General features: G+C 63.0%; 20 protein-coding genes. 11 read left to right on the top strand and 9 right to left on the bottom strand.

Annotation, left to right across the window (positions count from 1 at the left end):
• Positions 1–69: 69 nt before the first annotated feature.
• A complete protein-coding gene (locus B9A23_RS01720; protein WP_254894917.1) occupies positions 70–741 on the top strand; it encodes a lysoplasmalogenase in 672 nt (223 codons plus the stop codon).
• On the opposite strand, the gene B9A23_RS01715 is transcribed toward B9A23_RS01720, so the two are convergent.
• A complete protein-coding gene (locus B9A23_RS01715) occupies positions 719–1,072 on the bottom strand; it encodes a DUF952 domain-containing protein (RefSeq protein WP_084277065.1) in 354 nt (117 codons plus the stop codon). The two genes, B9A23_RS01720 and B9A23_RS01715, sit on opposite strands and share 23 nt — an antisense overlap.
• The gene (gene gyrA, locus B9A23_RS01710) at positions 1,069–3,810 is read right to left on the bottom strand and encodes a DNA gyrase subunit A (RefSeq protein WP_139797304.1); all 2,742 of its coding nucleotides are present in this window, start codon (positions 3,808–3,810) and stop codon (positions 1,069–1,071) included. Before gyrA ends, B9A23_RS01715 begins: the two co-directional genes overlap by 4 nt.
• A gap of 330 nt (positions 3,811–4,140) precedes the next feature.
• Here gyrA and B9A23_RS01705 point away from each other — a divergent pair, with 330 nt between their 5' ends.
• Entirely contained in the window at positions 4,141–5,454 is a 1,314-nt protein-coding gene (locus B9A23_RS01705) for a tetratricopeptide repeat protein (RefSeq protein ID WP_084277481.1), read from the top strand.
• 85 nt (positions 5,455–5,539) lie between these two features.
• On the opposite strand, the gene B9A23_RS01700 is transcribed toward B9A23_RS01705, so the two are convergent.
• Positions 5,540–6,190 (bottom strand): carbonic anhydrase, encoded by a 651-nt coding sequence (locus tag B9A23_RS01700; protein WP_084277062.1) that lies wholly within the window; start codon positions 6,188–6,190, stop codon positions 5,540–5,542.
• Positions 6,191–6,256: 66 nt separating this feature from the next.
• On the opposite strand from B9A23_RS01700, the gene lipA reads away from it, so the two are divergent.
• Positions 6,257–7,189, top strand: coding sequence for a lipoyl synthase (gene lipA, locus B9A23_RS01695; protein WP_176217836.1), 933 nt, complete (start codon positions 6,257–6,259; stop codon positions 7,187–7,189).
• A 4-nt stretch (positions 7,190–7,193) separates the two neighbouring features.
• Positions 7,194–7,655: a type II toxin-antitoxin system RatA family toxin gene (locus B9A23_RS01690; RefSeq protein ID WP_084277480.1), complete on the top strand. Its 462-nt coding sequence runs from the start codon at positions 7,194–7,196 to the stop codon at positions 7,653–7,655.
• On the opposite strand, the gene B9A23_RS01685 is transcribed toward B9A23_RS01690, so the two are convergent.
• From B9A23_RS01685 to B9A23_RS01675, 3 genes are all read right to left on the bottom strand, one after another.
• Positions 7,616–8,125 (bottom strand): CinA family protein, encoded by a 510-nt coding sequence (locus B9A23_RS01685; protein WP_084277058.1) that lies wholly within the window; start codon positions 8,123–8,125, stop codon positions 7,616–7,618. The genes B9A23_RS01690 and B9A23_RS01685 overlap by 40 nt on opposite strands.
• 3 nt (positions 8,126–8,128) lie before the next feature.
• Positions 8,129–8,674: a hypothetical protein gene (locus B9A23_RS01680; protein WP_084277056.1), complete on the bottom strand. Its 546-nt coding sequence runs from the start codon at positions 8,672–8,674 to the stop codon at positions 8,129–8,131.
• Between the two features lie 63 nt (positions 8,675–8,737).
• Positions 8,738–9,895 carry a bifunctional 2-C-methyl-D-erythritol 4-phosphate cytidylyltransferase/2-C-methyl-D-erythritol 2,4-cyclodiphosphate synthase gene (locus B9A23_RS01675; protein ID WP_084277054.1) on the bottom strand — a complete coding sequence of 386 codons (1,158 nt, stop codon included), beginning with the start codon at positions 9,893–9,895 and terminating at the stop codon, positions 8,738–8,740.
• 101 nt (positions 9,896–9,996) lie between these two features.
• Here B9A23_RS01675 and dusB point away from each other — a divergent pair, with 101 nt between their 5' ends.
• From dusB to hflX, 7 genes are all read left to right on the top strand, one after another.
• Positions 9,997–11,043, top strand: a complete 1,047-nt coding sequence (gene dusB, locus B9A23_RS01670; protein WP_084277053.1) for a tRNA dihydrouridine synthase DusB — start codon at positions 9,997–9,999, stop codon at positions 11,041–11,043.
• On the top strand, positions 11,040–12,155 hold the full coding sequence (locus tag B9A23_RS01665) for a two-component system sensor histidine kinase NtrB (protein WP_084277051.1): 1,116 nt from the start codon (positions 11,040–11,042) through the stop codon (positions 12,153–12,155). The genes dusB and B9A23_RS01665 overlap by 4 nt, the downstream gene beginning before the upstream one ends.
• Positions 12,155–13,588 carry a sigma-54-dependent transcriptional regulator gene (locus tag B9A23_RS01660; RefSeq protein WP_084277049.1) on the top strand — a complete coding sequence of 478 codons (1,434 nt, stop codon included), beginning with the start codon at positions 12,155–12,157 and terminating at the stop codon, positions 13,586–13,588. The genes B9A23_RS01665 and B9A23_RS01660 overlap by 1 nt, the downstream gene beginning before the upstream one ends.
• Before the next feature lie 84 nt (positions 13,589–13,672).
• Entirely contained in the window at positions 13,673–15,916 is a 2,244-nt protein-coding gene (locus B9A23_RS01655) for a sensor histidine kinase (RefSeq protein ID WP_084277047.1), read from the top strand.
• Positions 15,917–15,929: 13 nt separating this feature from the next.
• Entirely contained in the window at positions 15,930–17,315 is a 1,386-nt protein-coding gene (locus B9A23_RS01650; RefSeq protein WP_084277045.1) for a nitrogen assimilation response regulator NtrX, read from the top strand.
• Between the two features lie 178 nt (positions 17,316–17,493).
• A complete protein-coding gene (gene hfq, locus B9A23_RS01645) occupies positions 17,494–18,069 on the top strand; it encodes an RNA chaperone Hfq (RefSeq protein WP_084277043.1) in 576 nt (191 codons plus the stop codon).
• 65 nt (positions 18,070–18,134) lie between these two features.
• The gene (gene hflX / locus B9A23_RS01640; protein WP_254894916.1) at positions 18,135–19,415 is read left to right on the top strand and encodes a GTPase HflX; all 1,281 of its coding nucleotides are present in this window, start codon (positions 18,135–18,137) and stop codon (positions 19,413–19,415) included.
• Here the strand turns inward: hflX and mazG are convergent.
• From mazG to B9A23_RS22645, 3 genes are all read right to left on the bottom strand, one after another.
• Complete coding sequence (gene mazG, locus B9A23_RS01635; RefSeq protein ID WP_084277040.1) at positions 19,392–20,177, bottom strand: nucleoside triphosphate pyrophosphohydrolase; 786 nt, start codon at positions 20,175–20,177, stop codon at positions 19,392–19,394. The genes hflX and mazG overlap by 24 nt on opposite strands.
• 222 nt (positions 20,178–20,399) lie before the next feature.
• A complete protein-coding gene (locus B9A23_RS01630; RefSeq protein WP_084277038.1) occupies positions 20,400–21,794 on the bottom strand; it encodes an ISNCY family transposase in 1,395 nt (464 codons plus the stop codon).
• A 168-nt stretch (positions 21,795–21,962) separates the two neighbouring features.
• Complete coding sequence (locus B9A23_RS22645; protein ID WP_176217835.1) at positions 21,963–22,133, bottom strand: hypothetical protein; 171 nt, start codon at positions 22,131–22,133, stop codon at positions 21,963–21,965.
• Between the last annotated feature and the right edge of the window lie 8 nt (positions 22,134–22,141).

Here is a 22,141-nt window from a genome sequence, read left to right as displayed (position 1 = left end):
CCCTTGGCATTGCCACAGCGCTGCGGCAAGAGCAGCGGCAGTTCCAGCACATCTGGGCAGGAGGAAGTGGTGCCAGTGCCGAAACGCGCCTTGATCGAGAAACGCCCCTGGCTGCTGGCCAGCCTTGTTGCCGGAACGAGTTACTGGCTGGCCTCCAAAGGTCATGTCCCCGGCCTATGGCTGATCCTGTGGAAGGGCGCAGGCGTCGCGCTGCTTGCGGCCTATGCCTGGGCACATCACCCCTCGCGCCATGCCCGCATGATCGCCGGAGTGATGGCCCTTGGCGCCGTCGGCGACATGGTGCTTGAAGTGAACTTTACCGGTGGCGCCGTGGCGTTCCTGCTTGGCCACCTGCTGGCCATTGCGCTTTACGTGGCGTTCCGCAGGGATGCGCCCTCAACGAGCCAGAAGGCGACGGCAGTGGTCACGCTCGTTGCCGTGCCGCTGATAGCCTATCAGCTTTCCGGCCGCGCCGATGTCGCGCTCTACGCGCTCAGCCTGTCAGGCATGGCCGCTGCGGCGTGGATGAGCAGCTTTCCGCGCTACCGTGTGGGCGTGGGCGCGATGATGTTCGCGGCATCGGATCTGCTGATCTTCGCGCGCATGGGACCGCTTGCCGGAAGTGCCCTGCCGGGTCTGCTGATCTGGCCGCTTTATTATTTCGGACAGTTCCTGATCTGCACCGGCGTGATCGCGACGCTGCGCAGGCGCGGCGCGTTCAACTCGCTATCGGAAGCCTGACGCGGCCCTCGTCGTCACGTTCCAACGGGGAGTAGGCGATGACGGCGCTGAGCGGCAGATCCCCATAGATATGCGGGAAAAGCTGTCCGCCGCGCGAAGGCTCCCACCTTATCGCATTGCCGAGAACGGCGAGGTCCACTGCGGCAACGTGCAGATCGTCCTGTCCGGCAAAGTGCTTGTCGACAGTCTCGGTCAACTGCGCCTCGGTCGAGAGGTGGATGTAGCCATCCGCCAGATCAACAGGGGCGCCCTTGAACACGCCGTCGGCTTCCAGCTGCGTCATCTGCGGGCCGGTCAGAACCTTGTAGGCGAGCAGCGGGAGGTCGCTCATTCGCCCGCACCGTCCTCGGGGATGTCAGCAGCAGCGCCTTCCGCTGCGGTTTCGACGTCCTCGACACTTTCAGCGTCCTCGCCTGTGCCCTCGGCAAGACGGACCGCACTGACGACGTGTTCGTCACCCGAGACGTTGAACAGTCGCACGCCCGCCGAGCCACGGCCGATCACGCGGAGCGAATCGAGCGGCAGGCGGATCAGCTTGGCCTGATCGGTGACGAGCATGAGCTGATCAGCCTGCGTCGCCGGGAAGCTGGCGACGACCGGGCCATTGCGGCCGATGTTGTCGATATTGGTGATGCCCTGTCCGCCACGACCGGTGCGGCGGTATTCATAGGCGGAGGACATCTTGCCGTATCCGTTGGCGCAGACGGTGAGAATGAACTCCTCGCGCGAGGCAAGTTCAGCCATGCGCTCTGCCGATGTCGACGGTTCGCCGTCCTTCTCGCCCTTCCAAGGAGCAAAGCGCAGGTAATCCTCGCGCTCCTCGGGCGAGGCGCCGACGCGGTGCAGGATCGAGAGCGAGATGACCTCGTCGTCACCCTTCAGCGTCATGCCGCGCACACCGGTCGAGGTGCGGCTGGTGAACTCGCGTACTTCGTCACCCGCAAAGCGGATGGCCTTGCCGGCGCGGGTGGCCAGCAGCACGTCGTCGGTCGCTTCGAGCAGCGCCACGCCGATCAGGCGATCTTCGCTGTCCTCTTCGAACTTCATCGCGAACTTGCCGTTCGAGGGGATGTTCGCGAAAGCGTCCATCGAGTTGCGGCGGACGTTGCCCCTTGCCGTGGCGAAGACGACCGAGAGCTTGCCCCATTCGGCTTCGTCTTCAGGCAGCGGCAGCACGGTGGCGATGGTCTCGTCCTTGTCGAGCGCCGGGAGCATGTTGATCACCGGACGGCCGCGCGTGGTCGGCCCGCCTTCGGGCAGGCGCCAGACCTTCAGACGATAGACCTTGCCCGCGGTCGAGAAGAACAGGACGGGCGTGTGGGTGCTGGTGACGAACATCGTCGCCACGGCATCCTCGTCCTTCGTGGCCATGCCGGACCGGCCCTTGCCGCCACGGTTCTGGGCGCGGAAGGTGGATAGCGGGGTACGCTTGATATAGCCATCGAGCGTGATGGTGACGACCATGTCCTCGCGCTCGATCAGGTCCTCGTCCTCGATGCCATCGGCGGGCGCCGTCAATTCAGACTTGCGCGGCGTGGCGAAGGCCTGGCGGACTTCGAGCAGTTCCTGGCGCATGACGCCATAAAGCTTCACGCGATCGGCCAGGATCGAGAGATATTCGGCGATTGCCGTGGCAAGGCCTTCGAGTTCCTCGCCGATTTCGTCACGGCCCAGCGCGGTCAGGCGATGGAGGCGCAGGTCCAGGATCGCGCGAACCTGGATTTCGGACAGGCGATAGGTGGCGGCATCGGCAACACCAATGTCCTCGATCGCCTCGACCAGCTTGATGTACTGGGCGATCTCACCCATCGGCCATTCGCGGGCCAGCAGCGTTTCGCGCGCGGTAGCCGGGTTGGGCGAACTGCGGATGATCCGCACGACTTCATCAAGGTTGGTCACCGCGATGACGAGGCCGAGCAGGATATGCGCCCGGTCACGCGCCTTGTTCAGTTCGAACTTGGTGCGGCGGGTGATGACTTCTTCGCGGAAGCGGACGAAGGCCTCGATGATGTCCTTGAGGTTGAGCACCTCGGGACGGCCGCCACGGATGGCGAGCATGTTGGCCGGGAAGCTCGATTGCGCGGGGGTGTTGCGCCAGATCTGGTTGAGGACGACTTCAGGCGTGGCATCGCGCTTGAGGTCGATGACCACGCGCACGCCTTCGCGGTTGGATTCGTCGCGAATGTCGGAGATGCCCTCGATCCGCTTGTCCTTGGCGGCTTCGGCGATCTTTTCGACAAGGCCCGACTTGCCGACCTGATAGGGAATCGAGGTCAGCACGATCGAGCGACGATCGCCGCGACCTTCCTCGATCTGGTGGCGGGCGCGCATGATGATCGAGCCGCGACCTTCGTGGTAGGCCTTGCGGGCACCAGCGGTGCCGAGGATCAGCGGGGCAGTGGGGAAGTCCGGCCCGGGAATGATCTGGATCAGTTCATCGATCGTGATCAGCGGGTTATCCATGTAAGCGAGGCAACCGTCGATCACTTCGCCGAGGTTGTGCGGCGGAATGTTCGTGGCCATGCCGACGGCGATGCCGCCAGCCCCGTTTACCAGCAGGTTGGGAAAGCGCGCGGGCAGGACCTGCGGCTCATGCTCCGACCCGTCGTAGTTCGGGGTGAAGTCGACAGTGTCCTTCTCGATATCGCCAAGCAGCGAATCCGCGACCTTGGCGAGGCGCGCCTCGGTGTAGCGCATGGAGGCCGGCGGATCGGGGTCCATCGAGCCGAAGTTGCCTTGGCCGTCGATCAGCGGGAGCCGCATCGACCAGTCCTGCGTCATGCGCGCGAGGGCATCGTAGATCGCGGCGTCGCCGTGGGGGTGATACTTACCCATGCAATCGCCGACGATACGGGCAGACTTGCGATAAGCCTTGGTCGAGACGAAGCCGTTTTCATGGCTGGTCCACAGGATACGCCGGTGGACCGGCTTCAGACCATCGCGCACATCGGGCAGCGCGCGGCTTACGATCACGCTCATCGCGTAATCGAGGTAGCTGGTCTTCATCTCGTCGACGATGTCGATCCGCTGGAATTCGCCCTCGGGCGAAGGGGCAGGGGGGTCGATGATCGTGGTGTCGCTCACGGCTGCGGCTTTTCTTTATGGTTTGAAGATGGAACCAAGGCCCTAGGCCAATTGTCACAGGATAGCCAGCAATCGGGCTTTCGTGGCCCGAAAACCCGGCCGGTTTTCCACACCTGCGACCAGATGCATGAATATTCGGACGAGACGCCATTCAATCGCGGTTCACCGCATCAAGGATAGTGCGCAGACCGTTGCCAAGGACCCAAATCCGCGCCACTAGCGGAAGCGACCAGAGGTGAGAGGACACCGGGATGTGCAAGGTGTCGGGGCAGGTTGCCTCGCCTCATGCATCCGGTCGAACAGGAGACGATTTCTATGCGTGCTACTTTCGGACTGATTGGCAAGACGGCGATGGCCCTCGCGCTTTCGGCCGGCGCACTGTCGGTCACGTCGACCGCGGCATTCGCCAAGGAAAAGGAAGCGAAGGCCGAGAAGGCCAGCTATTCCAAGGAATTCGTGGCGGCAGCGGCACCGATCCAGAAGACGGTAACTGCCCTTGATGCAGCCAAGAAGAGCGGCGCTGACGCTGCTGCACAGAAGGCGCTGCTCGGCAACGCTCCGGCAGAACTCGCAGCCGCCGAAGCTGCCATCAAGACCCCGCTCGACCGCATGGCCGCTGGTGGCTGGGCTGTCAGCATCGGTGGCGCGCTCAATGACGTGGCGATGCGCCAGCGCGGCATCCAGAACATGCTCGACAGCGGCCAGGTGCCGGCTGCGAACGTGACCGAATACCAGTTCTACCTTGGCAACTTCGCCTATTCGAACAAGGACTACACCACCGCCGTGAAGGCGCTGACGCCCGTGGTTCAGGCGAACTACAAGGACGACACCGCGGCAGAGCTGCTGGCTGACTCCTACGCCCAGCAGGGCCAGAATGCCGAAGCGCTGACCGCGCTGCGCACCGCTGTGGATGCGCGCAAGGCCGCTGGCGCTGCCGTGCCGGAAGGCTGGTTCAAGCGCGCCAACCTGATCGCCTACAAGAACCGCCTTGGGCCGCAAGCGATCGAATGGTCGACCATGATGGTCGAGAGCAATCCGACTGCGCTCAACTGGCTGGGCGCCGGTCAGCTCGTTCGCGAGTTCGGCCAGTTCACCAACCAGGAATCGCTGGACCTCGGCCGCCTGATGCTGCGTTCGGGCGGGTTCCAGAACGATCCCAAGTATGTCGAGCGCGAATACGTCGAGTACATCGAAGCAGCTGACCCGCGTCGTCTGCCCGGCGAAGTGCTCAAGATTGCGGACATGGGCGTGAAGGCTGGCGTTCTCAAGGCGAACGACCCGTTCATCGCCGACGCTACCAGCCAGGCCAAGGGCCGCATCGCGGCTGACAAGGCTTCGCTCCCGGGTCTCGATCGCGACGCACGTGCTGGCAAGGACGGCAAGTCCGCGCTCGCCATGGCTGACGCCTATCTGTCGTACGACGAAGCGGCGAAGGCCGAAGAGTTCTACACGATGGCACTTGCAAAGGGTGGCGTCGACACCGATCGTGCGAACACCCGCCTCGGCATCGCCCAGGTGGATCAGGGCAAGTACGACGAAGCCAAGGCATCGTTCGCCAAGGTGACCGGAGCGCGCGCACCGCTGGCGCGCCTGTGGTCGGCCTATGCAACGACCAAGGCTCGTCCGTAAGGACAGCTCTGGCTCGTGCCAAAGAGAAGGGCGGTCCCGATGGGGCCGCCCTTTCTTTTTGCAGGCTGTGGCAGAACTGCGGGGATCAGGAGACTGGTGCGAAAGTGCCCGTCGGTTCGTCGAGAACGTGCAGAACCCCGTCGGAGATCGCAAAGAATGCGCCGCGCAGCGTAAGTTCGCCCGAGGCCTCCTTGGCGGCGACGAACGGGAAGGTGCGCAGGTTCTGGATACTGGCACGGACGCCGGCAAGTTCCATCGCCTGCTCCGCAGTTCGCCCCTCGGTGCCGAACTTCTTGACAACGTCCTCGCGGGCATCGTCGAGCAAGGCGATCCAGTCAGTCACGAAGCCGCCTTCACCCGGGCCGGTGCCCTTTAGGCTCTGCGTCAGGGCGGCCTTGCAGCCACCGCACATGCCGTGGCCCATGACCACGACTTCCTTGACCTTGAGGACCTGAACGGCGAATTCGAGCGCCGCCGACACGCCATGGTGCCCCGGCGTCGTCTCGTAGGGCGGAACCATCGCGGCGACATTGCGGACGACGAATATCTCGCCCGGGTCGACATCGAAGATCTGGGCAGGGTCGACGCGGCTGTCGGAGCAGGCGATGATCATCACCTGCGGCTCCTGACTTTCGCGCAATTCGCGCCAGCGTTCGAGCTTGGGGGTCCATCCGTGTTCGCGGAAGCGGCGGTAGCCGGCAATCAGCCGGTCAAGTTCTGGAGAAGGCTGGGTCATCGTTAGGGCTAATGGACACGACGAATGGGTCTTTCAAGTCCTGCCAGTCATGGCTATCTGGGCGGCATGAGCACACCCGCACCGGAACTTCGCCCAGAACGTCAGCGCAAGCCTGACTGGATTCGCGTCAAGGCGCCGACCAGCAAGGGCTATGGCGAGACGCGCGCGCTGATGCGCGACCTTGGCCTCAACACCGTGTGCGAGGAAGCGGCTTGCCCGAACATCGGGGAGTGCTGGACCAAGAAGCACGCCACCGTCATGATCCTGGGCGACGTTTGCACGCGCGCCTGCGCATTCTGCAACGTCAAGACGGGCATGCCGCGCGCGGTGGATCCGATGGAGCCTACCAATGTCGCCACCGCTGCGGCAAAGATGGGGCTGGAGCACATCGTCATCACCTCGGTCGACCGCGACGATCTGCCCGATGGCGGTGCCAGCCATTTCGTGAAGGTCATCAAGGCGCTGCGCGAATTGACTCCGAACACCACGATCGAGATCCTGACCCCGGATTTCCGCAACAAGATGGAGGCGGCGGTCGAATCGATCGTGGCGGCAGGGCCCGACGTCTACAACCACAATCTCGAGACAGTTCCGCGCCTTTATCCGACGATCCGTCCCGGTGCGCGTTACTACGCCTCGCTGCGCCTGCTCGAGCAGGTCAAGCGCCACGATCCGCGCATCTTCACCAAGTCGGGCATCATGCTGGGCCTGGGCGAGGAGCGGCTCGAGGTCCATCAGGTCATGGACGACATGCGGTCCGCCCAGATCGACTTCCTGACCATGGGCCAGTACCTGCAGCCGACACCGAAGCACGCCAAGGTGATCGACTTCGTGACGCCCAAGGCGTTCGATGCCTATGGCTCCATTGCACGCGCCAAGGGCTTCCTGCAGGTCGCGGCGAGCCCGCTGACCCGGTCGAGCTATCATGCCGGAGACGACTTCCGGCAGATGCGCGCCGCGCGTGATGCGCAGTTGGCGCGGGCCGCGCAGAAGTCCTGATCGCTTGCCCCGCATAACAGAAAATCGCAGGATGCGCTGGTCGGCCGAGCAGATGTACGACCTGGTTGCGGATGTCGGTCGCTATGCCGAGTTCCTGCCGTGGGTAGTAGCGACACGCGTAAAGTCGGATTCCGAGCACGAGATGATCGCCGACATGCTCGTCGGGTTCAGCGCATTGCGGGAGAAGTTCACCTCGCGCGTGCTGAAGGAGCGGCCGAGCGCGATCAAGGTGGAGTATATCGAAGGGCCGCTCAAGCGACTGGAGAACACCTGGAGCTTCAAGCCAGAGCCCGACGGTGGTTGCACCATCGAGTTCTGCGTCGACTTCACCTTCCGCAGCGCGATCTTCGAGAAGCTGGCCGGCCAGTATCTCGACGCCGCTTTTCGAAAGATGGTGGCAGCCTTCGAAAAGCGCGCCGAACAGCTTTACGGCAACAGCAGCCCGAGCGCGGTCAGCGTAGCCTGAAGGCGGACTTCGGCGCGTGAAGCCGCCGTATCGAAGACCTTGAGTTCGGCATTGGTCTGTTCGGGATCCTCGCCCCGCCTGGCGCAGGCAAAGACCACCGTTCCCACCGGCTTCTGTTCGCTCCCGCCATCAGGGCCGGCGATGCCGGTAATGGCAACGGCAACGTCGGCACGCGAGTGCTTGAGCGCACCTTGTGCCATCGACCACGCAACGGCAATCGAAACTGCGCCAAACGTATCGATAACGTCCTCGGATACGCCCAGAAGTTCGTGCTTGGCCTCGTTGGAATAAGTCACGAAACCGCGATCGAGAACGGCCGAGCTGCCAGGCACTTCGGTCAGGGCTGCCGCGACAAGTCCGCCAGTGCAACTTTCGGCAACGGCAACAGTCCGGCCAAGGGCCGCGTTTTCCGTGACGACGTGGCGCGCGAGTTCATCGACTTCGGCCGGGAGCAGGCGATCGAGTGGCATCGCTCAGGCAGCCGGCTTGCAGATCGGGAAGGACGAGGTCTTGCCGGCCTTGGGCTTGTCGGCAAGAACCAGCACGAACGCGACCAGTTCGGCCGTGTTTTCCGGGGGAAGCGGCGCCAGCAGGCGGACCCCGCGCTCAATCGCGGTGCACTGGTCCGGCTTGATTTCGCTGCCGACCAGTTCGCCCACCATCGCTTCCACGAAGGGCTTTACCGACTCATCGGGCAGATTGCCGAGCATGCTGGCCATCTTCTCGTCCTTGCCGCCGCCGAGCTTGAGGAAGGCCATCTTGGCCTTGGGCCAGTTGCTTTCCTTGCGCGCAGCATAGCGGCTGGAGAATTCGCTCCCGCGGGTTGCGAAGAACCCGTTGCTGGAAAGGTGGGGCCGGCAAGTCTTCATCGTGCCGTCGATCACTGCCGGCAGCGCATATCCGACAAGGGCGGTCACTTCGTCTTCGGCAAGACATTGCGAAGCGCTTGCCGCAAGGGCTGCCTGGCTGTTGCACAGGCCGACAACGCTCAAGACCAGGGCGAAAGTCGATCTTTTCATATCGTGTGTGCTCCTGCCACGCCGGTTGGCAATCCGATGATCCGGCACGATTATCCGGCCCGATTATTGGGCAATGACTGTTGCAACTGCCTGGGCCGCGATGCCTTCACCCCGGCCGGTGGTGCCAAGACGCTCTGTCGTTGTCGCCTTGACGGAGACCGCCGCCAAGTCAATCCCGAGAATCCCGGCAAGCCGTTGACGCATCGCCAGTTTGTGCGGTCCGATCTTTGGTGCTTCGCAGATGATCGTGACATCGACATTGCCGATCGCGTATCCGGCGCTCGCGACAAGCCCGACGGCATGCGCGAGAAAGCGGTCGGAAGAAGCGCCGCGCCATTGCGGGTCGCTGGGCGGGAAGTGGTCGCCGATATCCCCTGCGGCAACCGCCCCCAGCAGCGCATCCACCAGCGCATGTATCGCAACATCGGCATCGGAGTGTCCCGACAGCCCCATGGGATGATCAAGCCGTACGCCGCAAAGCCAGAGTTCCTCGCCTTCGACCAGGCGGTGGACATCGAATCCCATTCCGGTTCGCACTGAAGCGGGCACAATTTGCTCCTCGAGGTCTGTGGCAAAGGTCACCTTGCGCAATGCTTCGTCGCCTTCGCTCAACCTGACCGACAGGCCGGCGGCCCTGGCCACTCGCGCGTCGTCGCCAGCATCCGCAGGCCCTGTCCACGCACGATGCGCCGACAGGATGGCTGCAAGATCGAACGCTTGCGGTGTCTGCACCCTGAACAGACCCTCTCGCGCCACGGGCTGGGCCATAGCGGCGTCCTCGCCGCGCACCATGCTGTCGACCACGGGCAGGACGGGAATTGCCGCGGCTGCATGGTCGAGCGCTTCGAGCAATCCGTCGATGACCTTGCGCGGCAGGTCGGGGCGTGCGGCATCGTGGATCAGCACGCGTTGGGCATTCGCGCCCTCGAGCTGCTCGAGGGCTGCACGGACGGACGCCTGACGTGTTGCCCCGCCGGTGACGAAATGGACCGGCAGACCCGCGAGCGCCGAAGCTGCGACCTGTTCCCACCCATCGGGAATGGCGACGACGATCGGCGCAATGCCTGCCTCGGCAAGCCGCTCGACGCTATGGCGGACAAGCGGTTTGCCGCGCCAAACGATGAACTGCTTGGGGAGGTCCCCGCCGACGCGCAGGCCTTTGCCCGCGGCGACCACGATAGCGGCAACGCTTGCACGAATGGGAGGTCCGGAAAACGACATGCGTCGCGCCTGTAACAGCGCAGCGCCCTGTCGGGCAACAGCCTTGCCGTCAGGAGCGAAATCGATTAGGGGCTGCCTGTTTTTTAGGCAGATATCCGACCATGTCCGCAGTACCGGTACCCCCCAAATTCGCTCCCATCCAGATTGGTGACGTCACCGTTGCCGATCCGGTCGTGCTTGCACCGATGACGGGTGTTTCGGACCTGCCGTTCCGCACGATCGTGCGCCGGTTCGGATCAGGGCTGAACGTGACCGAGATGATCGCGAGCCCGGCAGCGATCCGCGAGACGCGCCAGTCCATCCAGAAGGCTGCGTGGCATCCGATCGAGGAGCCTGTTTCGATGCAGCTCGTTGGCTGCGATCCGGCACAGATGGCGGAAGCCGCCAAGCTGGTCGAGCAGCAGGGCGCTGCGATCATCGACATCAACATGGGGTGTCCGGTGCGCAAGGTCGTCAATGGCGATGCGGGCTCTGCGCTGATGCGCGACATTCCGCTTGCCACCCGGCTGATCGAGGCGACGGTGAAGGCCGTGAAGGTGCCGGTGACGGTAAAGATGCGCATGGGCTGGTGCCATGACAGCCTGAACGCACCCGAGCTTGCCCGGATCGCCGAAGATCTGGGTGCCAAGATGATCACGGTGCACGGACGCACGCGCAACCAGATGTACAAGGGCAATGCCGATTGGAGCTTCGTCCGGCGCGTCAAGGATGCCGTGTCCGTGCCGGTCATCGTCAACGGCGACATCTGTTCGATCGAGGACGTTGCCACAGCCGCCGAACAGAGCGGCGCGGACGGTGTGATGATTGGTCGCGGATCCTATGGCCGGCCCTGGCTGCTGGGGCAGGTAGTGCACTGGCTGAGGACCGGCGAACGCCTTGCAGACCCGACGCTGCCCGAACAGTATGCTCTGATCATAGAACACTATCAGGCGATGCAGGAGCACTACGGCACGGTGACCGGCGTCAACATGGCCCGCAAGCATCTCGGCTGGTACACCAAGGGGCTGCACGGTTCGGCCGATTTCCGCAACAAGGTGAATTTCATCGACGATCCCAAGGCGGTTCTGGCAAGCCTTGCCGATTTCTACGGCCGGGCGATCGAGCACCATCTGGCAGCTGGCGCTGCGGATCACCGCGCCGCCGCATGATCGCGCTGACCGACTGGCGCCGGAGCGAACCCGGGCAGAAGCCCGATCCCAAGCGCGTTGTGTCCAGCCTGCCGATCGCCCTGGTCCAGATCGACCCGGACCTTGTCGTCTCGGCAGTCAATCCGGCGGCCGAGCAGCTGATCGGCCAAAGCTTCCGCCGCCTTGTCGGCAAGTCGATCGCCGATATCTTCGAGTTTCAGGAGCCGCTGATCCTCGGCCGTCTGGCCGATGGCGAGGCCCAGCTTTTTGCCCGCGACGTGGGCGTGCGGATCATGGGGCAGCCGCCCCGCTTCTTCGACATCATGACCAGCCCGGTAACGCACTGCCCCGGATGGCAGTTGCTGATGCTGCACGAGGGCGTCGGCGTCGAGGCTCTATCGGGTGACGGCCGCGGAGCCGGTGGCGGGGAAGGGATCGCCCTGCGGGCGCCGGAAGTCCTCGCGCACGAGATCAAGAATCCGCTGGCAGGGATTCGCGGTGCCGCACAACTGCTTGACCGCAAGCTTTCGGAGCGGGACCGCGCAATGACCGGCCTGATTACCGCCGAGGTCGACCGGATCGCCAAGCTGATCGACCAGATGCAGTCGCTCTCGCGTCGCAGTTCGGAGCCTTTCCAGCAGTGCAACCTGCACGAGGCCGTGCGGCGCGCCGAGGCCGTCCTGGTGGCGGGTTGCCACGGCCAGGTGGTGATCGATGAGGAGTTCGATCCCTCGCTGCCGCCGATCATGGCAAATCCGGACTCGCTGGTGCAGGTGCTGCTCAACCTCTTGAGCAATGCCCGCGAGGCATGCCAGCACCAGTTGCCGCCGCGAATCCTCGTGCGCACCCGCTTTGCCAGCGGCATCCAGCTTCATGCCGGGCCTGGCGGCAAGCCATTGCGCTTGCCGATCGAACTGCGCGTCTCCGACAACGGACCCGGCATCGACCCGGCCCTGCGCGATCACATCTTCGAGCCATTTGTTACCGGGAAGAAGAGCGGGCAGGGCCTGGGCCTTGCGCTCGTCCAGAAGCTCGTGCGTGAGATGAATGGGCGCATCACGCACGATCGCGACGAGGCCAAGGGCCTGACCCACTTCCGTCTTCACCTACCTGTCGCAGGGGCCGTGAGCTGATGCCCAAACGCGTTCTGCTGGTCGAGGACGATGCCTCGATCGCCCTGGTCATCACCGCAGCACTCGAGGCCGAAGGCTTCGAGGTGGACCAGTGCGACAGCGTGGCCGGTCGCGACCGCTTTCTGGCTGGAACGCAGTACCGCCTGCTGCTGACCGACGTCATGCTTGCCGATGGCGACGGCATCGACACGCTTGGCCCGGTCTGTGCAGCCCACCCGGGAATGCCGATCATCATCCTGTCGGCGCAGAACACGCTGGATACCGCGGTGCGTGCCAGCGACACCGGCGCGTTTGAATATTTCCCCAAGCCCTTCGACCTGGAGGAGCTGGTCAGGACCGTGACACAAGCCATCGGCAAGGCCGAGGCGTCGGAGCCGGACTTGCCGCAGGACGTCCCGCAGGGCTTGCCGCTGGTCGGGCGCAGCGCGGCGATGCAGGCGGTCTATCGCATGATCACGCGCGTGCTGCGCAACGACCTGACAGTGCTGATCCTGGGCGAATCGGGAACGGGCAAGGAGCTGGTTGCCGAAGCCATCCACCAGCTCGGCAATCGCCGGGCAGGTCCGTTCATCGCCGTCAACACAGCCGCCATTCCTGCCGAACTTATCGAAAGCGAGCTGTTCGGCCATGAAAAGGGGGCGTTCACCGGTGCGGTGGCCCGCTCGATCGGAAAGTTCGAGCAAGCCTCGGGCGGCACTCTGTTCCTTGACGAGATCGGCGACATGCCGATGCAGGCGCAAACGCGTCTGTTGCGCGCCCTGCAATCGGGCCGCATCCGCCGGGTTGGCGGGCGCGACGAAATCTCGCTGGACTGCCGCATCGTTGCGGCAACCAATCGCGACCTGATGCCGATGATCGCGGCCGGAACGTTCCGCGAGGATCTCTACTATCGGCTGGCCGTGGTCCCGATCGAACTGCCGCCGCTGCGCGACAGGGTGGACGATATCGATGCGCTTTCGCGGCATTTCCTGGCCAAGGCGGCTGCTGAAGGATTGCCACGACGCAACCTTACTGCCGCCGCCAGCGCGTTGCTATCGCAGCAGCCGTGGCGTGGTAATGTCCGTGAACTTCGCAATTTCATCTACCGGTTGGCGCTGCTGGCCCGGGAAGAGGTCATCGACACGAGTGCGATTGAGCCACTGCTGAATGCTGGGGATGCGGCAAGCGTCGTCCGGCCTTCGGACGATACCGGCCACGATGCGCACGATCTTGCCAGTGCAATCGGCATGTGGCTTGACGAGCATACCCCACCATCGGGCGAGGTCTACGATGCGGTCCTGGCTGCTGTCGAACGTCCGCTGTTCCTTCGCGTGCTGTCCCAGACCGCAGGAAACCAGTTGAGAGCTGCGCAAGTTCTGGGGATTAATCGCAACACCTTGCGAAAGCGACTTCAGGATCTTCGCATCACCCCGGATGAAATAACATCTGTGTAACGGCAAGCAGTTCATCAGGCTGCGAGCGACACTCATCGGTTTCCTCTTGCATTTTTGCAACAGGACTGTTGTGACTGCGCAACGATGAATGGTACGGGAAGATCATCAGTCCGCCGCGCGCCACGCTGGTTCCGCCGTGCGCTGGTCGGGCTGCGCCGCGCGAACTTCCTGCTTCTTCTTGAACTGACTTGCGCTGCGATCTTCGTGCTGATGCTGTCGGTAAGCTGGCTGACGCTTTCAGGGCCCAGTGCGCAAGGCGGGATCCTGCCGTCGCGCCTTACCTCGAGCCTGCTCATTGGTACGCTCGTGCCCGCCATGGCGCTGCTGGTGCTGGCGGGGCGCCGGCTTGCCATCCGTCGCGCTGCCAAGAGCGTACTTGGTTCGAGCGGGCGCCTGCACGTCCGGCTTGTCTGGCTCTTCTCGCTGATCGCCGCCATTCCGACGCTGCTCGTGGTGGTGTTCGCCTCGCTCCTGTTTCAATCAGGCGTCGAGTTCTGGTTTTCCGACAGCTCGCGCGGCATGCTCGAGAACGCGAACAAGCTCGCCCGCGGTTATTACGAGGACAAGCTGCGCGATGTCGGCAACGAAGCCGTGGCCATGGCCGGAGACATCCGCGATTACCTCGACCAGGCTCCGATAACTTCGACCGAGTTTGCCGAAGGCTATTCCTATCAGGTCCTGGGTCGAAAGCTTAACGAGTCGGCGATCCTCGAACGCACCCCCGACGGCTCCCTGCGCACTGCGGCAATTGTTGATCCCGAGAAGACCGAGCGTGAGCAGCGCGTATCGCAAGCCGATCTTAAACGGCTCGACGCGGGCGAAATGGTGGTGGTGAACGCATCGGCCGAACGCATCGAGGCGATCACGCCTGTCGACAAGCAACGCGGCATCTACCTCTATGCCGCGCGCACGTCCAACGCGCTCGCGCTCGAACAGTGGGAGAGGGCGCAAACCGTTCTCAAATCCTACGACATGCTGACCAAGCGCGCGCGCGCGCTGCAATTGCGCTTCAATCTGCTGCTGTTCGGCGTGAGCCTCATGCTGGTCGCAGTGGCAGTCTGGGCGGCACTGCGCTTTGCCGACCGGCAAGTTGCGCCTCTCGTCGAGCTCGTATCGGCGGCGCGAACGATTGGCAGCGGCAATTTCGCCATGCGTGTTGCCCAAAGCAGCGGCACCGACGAGGTGGGCTTGCTCGCCCGCGCCTTCAACCGGATGACCAAGCAGCTTGAAGGCCAGACGCAGGCGCTCGTGTCAGCCAATGCCCAGCTTGAAGTGCGCCGCGCCTTCATCGAGGCCGTGCTGGAGTCGATTTCAGCGGGCATCATCTCGGTTGGGCAGGATGGAACAGTCCAGCTCATCAATTCCTCGGCGCAGAAAGCGCTGCTGCCGCAAGGCGCAGCAAGCCCGATCGGACAGCCGCTCGAAGACGTGTCACTGACCTTTGCTCAACTGGTCGCTTCCGGGCAGCCCAACAACGTCATCCAGCATCCGGTCGATGGTGATCTGCGAACGCTTGCCGTCCGCGTTGCGGCCGATGCCAAGGGCAAGGTGATCACGTTCGAGGACATCACGCGCCAGTTGCTCGACCAGCGCCGCGCGGCGTGGTCGGACGTGGCGCGACGCATTGCGCACGAAATCAAGAACCCGCTGACCCCGATCCAGCTCGCCACCGAACGGCTCAAGCGGCGCTATGGCCGGCAGATCGAGAACGATCCTGAACTGTTCGAGGAACTGACAAGCACCATCATTCGACAGGTCGGCGATCTGCGAACGATGGTCGACGAATTCTCTTCCTTCGCTCGCCTTCCCAAACCGGTATTCCGGGCAGAGGATGCAAGCGATCTGGTCAGGCAATCGCTGTTCCTGCAGGAAGTTGCACATACCGCCGTCGACTTCAGCTTTGCCAGCGATGGCGCGATGATGCCGCTCCAGTGCGACCGGCACCAGTTCGGGCAGGTGATGACCAACATTCTCAAGAATGCCGTCGAGGCGATCGAAGCCAAGGCGAAGGTCGAGGATCTGGCCTATCGCGGCCACGTGGCCGTGACACTCACCGGTGACCAGAATTCGGTGACGGTGAGCGTCGTCGACAACGGCATCGGCCTGCCGGCCGAACGCGATCGCATCCTTGAACCGTACATCACCACCCGGGAGAAGGGCACCGGCCTTGGCCTGGCGATCGTCCACAAGATCGTCGAGGAACACGGCGGCGAAATGGCCTTCGCGCCAGAGCCTGGCGGCGGAACACGCGTGACAATGCGATTTGCTCGCGACCCGCTCGCAAGCTTGCCCGACTCCCCGCTTGCGGCGCACGCCGAACAGGACTGACAGGAACCACGCAATGGCACTCGACATCCTCATCGTAGACGACGAACGCGATATCCGCGAACTCGTCGCCGGCGTCTTGTCGGACGAAGGCTATGGCTGTCGCCTCGCCGGGGACAGCACATCAGCCCTGTCTGCAATTGACGAGCGCAGACCAAGCCTCGTTCTCCTCGACGTGTGGCTGCATGGCAGTCCGATGGACGGGCTCGAAGTGCTCGACGAAATCAAGAAGCGCGAACCCGAGCTTCCGGTCATAATCTTTTCGGGCCACGGAAACATCGACACGGCTGTTTCAGCGATCAGCCGGGGCGCGATGGACTTTCTCGAAAAACCATTCGAGGCCGAGCGGCTGCTGCTTTTGGTGGAGCGTGCCACCGAGACGGAGCGCCTTAGGCGCGAGAATCAGCAATTGCGCCAAGGCTTTGCAATTGCAGAGGAATTTACGGGAAACAGCTCAGCGATCAACCAGGTTCGCGCAACGCTCAAGCGCGTGGCAAACACTGGCAGCCGACTGCTGATTACCGGTCCCGCAGGATCGGGCAAGGAAGTTGCAGCGCGATTGCTGCACTCCTGGAGTCCGCGGACCAACAGCCCGTTCATCACCGTCAATTCGGCGCGGATCACGCCTGAGCGGTTTGAACAGGAGCTGTTCGGCGAGGAAATCGACGGCAAGCTCGTGCGTGCCGGCATGCTGGAAATGGCCGATGGTGGCACGCTGTTTCTGGACGAGGTTTCGGACATGCCCGCCTCGAGCCAGGCGCGCATCCTGCGCGTGCTGACCGAGCAATCGTTCGTTCGCGTAGGAGGGCACCGCCAGATCCGCGTCGACGTCCGCGTGGTATCTTCCTCCTCGCGCCCGCTCGAGAAGGAAATCGCCGAACGCCGCTTCCGCGAGGACCTCTATTACCGGCTCAACGTCGTACCCGTGGCAATTCCATCGCTCATCGAGCGCCGTGACGACATACCGGCGTTGATCGATCATTTCTTTGCCAGGTGCGCCCGTGAGCAAGGCGTGGTGCCGCCGGCGATCTCGCCTGAAGCAATGGCGGCGTTGCAAAGTTACGACTGGCCCGGGAATGTCCGGCAGTTGCGCAATGTGGTCGAGCGCACCGTTATTCTTGCGCCGCGGGACCGGCTGGCGCGGATCGATGCCGACATGCTGCCCTCCGAAATCGTCCATTCGCCCATGAGTGCCGAATCAGGTGGATCAGCCCTGATGGGCGTGCCGCTGCGGGAGGCACGCGAAAACTTCGAGCGCGAATATCTCAAGGTGCAGATCCGCCGCTTTTCGGGCAACATTTCCAAGACAGCCAGCTTCATCGGGATGGAGCGCTCGGCACTTCATCGCAAGCTCAAGCTTCTGGGGATGGCGGAACGGCGCGAGGACGAAGACGAAGACTGACCTTCGGATAAGTTCGACGAATACGCATTAATTCGGAACCCTGCGCAATTTCCCATGTTTACGGACGAGGCGCGGGGACCTAAACTTGTGGACGAACCCGGCGCTGTGACTGTTCGCAGCCGCCAGATCGCGAAGGCTCCAAAAAGGGCCGAGCCAATATAAAACGGAGTCACGTGAAATGACCGGAAAGACATTGTCCGCCCGCCCTCGACCCAAGGCTGAAGCCGCAGCTGTTGCGGATGCACCTACTGCAACCCCGGGGCCCAGCGGTGGCAAGGGCCAGAACCTTCAGGACCTTTTCCTCAACCACCTGCGCAAGAACAAGATTCCCGTCACGATGTTTCTCGTGAAGGGGGTGAAGCTGCAGGGCATCGTCACGTGGTTCGATAATTTCTCGATCCTGCTGCGGCGCGACGGCCAGTCGCAACTGGTCTACAAGCACGCTATTTCGACGATCATGCCCGGGCAGCAGCTTTCGGTTGCGCACTTCCAGACCGGTGGAGAGGAAAACGGCAAGAAGGCCCGTTTGCTGCAGGAAGTCTTCCTGTCCAGCGTGCGCGATTCCGGCGTCCAGGTGACGATGTTCCTCGTGAACGGCGTCATGCTGCAGGGCAAGGTCGCGTCCTATGATCTCTTCTGCATGCTGCTCGAGCGCGAGGGCTACGTCCAGCTCGCCTACAAGCATGCCGTTTCGACAATTCAGCCTGCCGGTCACGTTGATCTTACCGGCGACTGGGATGGTGAGGATTCCTGAGTACTTTTGAATTTGGCAACAACACCGGCGAGATTTCCGGTGAAGTCACCCGAGGCGCGCGCGCCGTGGTCGTCCTGCCCGACATCAAGCAACGGGGAGGGGGCCTCGGCAGCGATGCCGAATCCCGACTCGACGAGGGGCAGGGGCTGGCGCGCGCCATCGGCATCGAAGTCGTCGATGCCTTCATCCTGCCGATCCGTGCGGTTCGTCCGGCCACCCTTTTCGGTGAGGGCCAGGTCGATCGCATCGCTGTTGCCTGCAACATGGCGGACGCCGAGCTGGTCATCGTCGATGGATCGCTGTCGGCTATCCAGCAGCGCAATCTTGAGGAAAAGCTCAAGCGGAAGGTAATTGACCGGACCGGGCTGATTCTCGAGATTTTTGGCGAGCGCGCGGCTACGGCGGAAGGGCGTTTGCAGGTCGAGCTGGCACACCTCGATTACCAGGCCGGGCGTCTCGTACGATCCTGGACCCACCTTGAACGTCAGCGCGGTGGCTTTGGCTTTCTTGGCGGACCGGGCGAGACACAGATCGAGGCGGACCGCCGCCAGATCCGCGGGCGCATGGCACGGTTGCGCAAGGAACTGGAGCAGGTTCGGCGCACGCGCGGGCTGCACCGCGAACGACGGCAGCGGGCGCCGTGGCCGGTAATCGCGCTGGTCGGCTATACCAACGCCGGCAAGTCCACGCTGTTCAACCGCCTGACCGGCGCGGACGTGATGGCCGAAGACCTGCTGTTCGCTACCCTCGATCCGACAATGCGCGCAATCCGTCTGCCGGGCGTGGAGAAGGCGATCCTATCGGACACTGTCGGCTTCATTTCCGATCTGCCGACCCAGCTCATCGCCGCCTTCCGCGCTACGCTCGAGGAAGTAACAGCGGCGGACGTGATCGTGCATGTTCGCGACGTGTCCAACCCGGCCACGGCAGATCAGAAGGCCGAGGTTGAGCAGATCCTGGCCGACCTCGAGGTGTTCGGGGAAGGGGGCTCGAAGATTCCGATAATTGAGGCCTGGAACAAATGGGACCTGCTTTCGGAAGACGAGCAGGCCATGCGCGGGGATCTGATTTCGGCGCAGATTGCAGAAGTGCCCGTGGTGCCGATCTCGGCGCTGACAGGTGCAGGCGTCAACGCTTTGCTTGAACGGCTCGGCCAAATGCTGACCGGCGGAGCACACACGCTCGAATTCACCGTCCCGTTATCTGACGGGCAGCGCCATGCATGGCTTCATGCCCACGGAGATATACTGGACGAAACGCAGGTTGAAGCTGAAAACGGCGAGCCGGCGATGCGGATCACCGTGAGGCTGACGCAGCGCGAGCTAGGACGCTTCACTGCGCTCTGAAGCTTTCACTGCCTGCCACAGCGCCTCCTGTTCCTCGAGGGAGAGACTGGCAAAACTGCCTTCAGCCAGTCTTTCCATGCCTTTGAAACGACGTTCGAACTTGTCGTTCGCCTTGCGCAGCGCTTCCTCCGGAGCAACGCCATGCTTGCGCACGACGTTGACGGTAGCGAACAACAGATCGCCCGCTTCCTCGGCGCGCTCCTTCTCCGAAGAAGCCTCAGCAAGTTCCTGAATTTCTTCGACAACCTTTTCAGCAGCATCAGCCGGATCGGGCCAGTCGAAACCTTGGCGAGCGGCGCGCTTCTGAAGTTTTTCAGCACGCATCAGTGCTGGGAGTGCCAGGGCCACACCGTCCATGGCGCTGGTGGCACCCTTGGACTTGCGCTCGGCCGCCTTGGCGTTTTCCCAACGCTCTTCGCGCGACTGGCCTTCGTCGGACTCGCTCCCGAAGACATGCGGATGGCGGGCTTCCATCTTGTCGGAAATGGTCTTTGCGACATCGTCGAATGAGAACAAACCTTGTTCTTCGGCCATGCGCGCATGAAACACGACCTGGAACAGCAAGTCGCCGAGCTCCTCCTTGAGCGCGGACATATCATCGCGAGCAATTGCGTCGTCGACCTCGTAGGCTTCCTCAATGGTATAGGGTGCGATCGTCGCGAAAGTCTGCGCACGGTCCCATTCGCAGCCGCACTCAGGATCGCGAAGTCGTGCCATGATGCCAATCAGGCGCGAAAGATTTGTGAGGGAGTTGGTGTTCATGGCCTCGGTCCGTAGCGTTGGGGCTCGCCAGCATGTGTCGTGCCGAACGGCTCAAGTGTTCGGGCAAGTTAGAGAAGTCTTATTTTCTTCAAAGTAGAGATGTCCCGCTCGCGTTCAGCAGGGGCTATGCGTAGCGTTTCAACCTTGCGCAGCATAGGCCCTGCTGGTGCGCTGCGGTTGCTGGGATGCGCCTTGGACCCGCTGCGATAGCAGTGGGCTCCCTCAACAGTTCTCCAGTACGCGCAGAGCTGCATCAGTAGGCTTGATCCGCCGAAGGGGAGGGCGTCCGCGCTTGGGCTTGATTGGCAGGCCGTCGGGGCCGAGCGGGGGAGGGAAGAGGTGCGTCGGTTGCGAGCGACGCTTCGGCTCGTTGTCGTTCCGCTTCCTGGGAGGCAACTGCTCCTGCATCAGCTTCGCCATGGCCAGCGCTGCGTCGAGATGCTTGTTGTCGACGATGGCAGCCTGGTTCACCTGCCGGATCTTGTCGTGCATCCGGTAGGGGAGGGCATGCTCGCCATGGCGGATCTCGAGGCCACCATCGGGGTACTCGCAGACCTCCACGCGTTTGCCAGCCAGTGCCCGGCTGATCTCGTTCGGATCCAGGATGAACAGCGCCTTGTTGTAGTGCAGCGCCAGCGCTTGCGTCACCGTGCGCCACTCGCGCCAGACCAGCTGCGTGCGCAGATCGTCATGCGGTGCCAACGGCCGGTGCAGATCGCGCGGATCGAACGCCGGCTTCGCGAACCGCTCGTTGTGCCGCTCCATGTAGTCCGGCAGGAACGCGTTCGCCTCGGCGATCGTCGATATCCCTTCCAACCGCATCGCCTTGACCAACCGGTCCTGAAGCGTCGCGTTGGCACGCTCGACCCGGCCTTTGGCCTGCGGCGAGTTGGCGCAGATGATCTCGATGTTCAGCGATTCCATCGCCCGCCCGTAGTGGGTCATGCCATCGCCGTTCGCACTTGCGGTGTTGTTCCGGAAGACGCCGTGCTTGTCGGAGTAGAACGCTACGGGCTTGCCATGCTTTTCGATGTACTCGCGGGTCGCGTCCATGTAGGCGAACGTGCTCTCGCTCTCGACCATCTTCAGCTGCATCAGCTCGCTAGTCGCGTCGTCGATGTAGACCAGCAAGGTGCGTTGCGGCCCGCGGTCTTCCATCCACCAATGCTTCGAACCATCGACCTGGATCAACTCGCCGCGACAATCCCGGCGGTAGCGAGGCTGGTAAGGCCGAGGACGCCGCGCGTCGCGATCCTTCCAGAGCCCGGCCATGATCATCAACTTGCGCAGCGTCTCGTGCGAAATGACAATGCCGTGCCGCTCCGCCAGATACTCGGCCGCCAGAGTTGGACCAAAATCCGCGTAATGCTCGCGCACCAGTGACAGGACCTGTTCCCGAAAGGCATCGCTGTGCCTGCGGTTGCTCGGGCGACCACGCTTTCGTGAAACAACGCCTTCAGCGCCGTCAGTTCGCACACGGATCAACAGCCGGCCAACCTGGCAACGCGTCAAGCCCAACAGGTTTGCCGCATCCTGAACCCGCAGCTCCCGACGCATCACCCGAAGCAGCGTATCGTACCGCGAAAGCTCGCCATGGCTCATCGCCACCACCGTCATAAGCGCCGTCCTCCAGTGCAGAGGATGACTATGCCACCGCTGCCCGCGAGCACCCATCACAATGGGACATCTCTAATTTGCGGGATGGGACATCTCTACTTTGCGCTTACATCAAGCAATGTTGATAATATGTATTATGTAAATTGAGTATCGGTCTGGAGGAGCGGGTCACCATCCCAGCGTGATAAAAACGAGCGTCGCGACTATGATAAGGAAACCCCATAATGCCGCCATACGCAGGCCGTCTGACAGTCCGATCTGACGTCCCTTGAGATTGGCGACGACCAGGACGAGCGCAAGCCCGATGCCAATGATCCGAGCGAAGTCCGAACTGATCAAAGCCTTTC

The sequence above is a fragment of the Novosphingobium sp. B1 genome, assembly GCF_900176395.1.
Lineage (GTDB): Bacteria > Pseudomonadota > Alphaproteobacteria > Sphingomonadales > Sphingomonadaceae > Novosphingobium.
The sequence above is the reverse complement of the archived record's forward strand: the minus strand, read 5'-3'. Positions and strand labels throughout refer to the sequence as shown.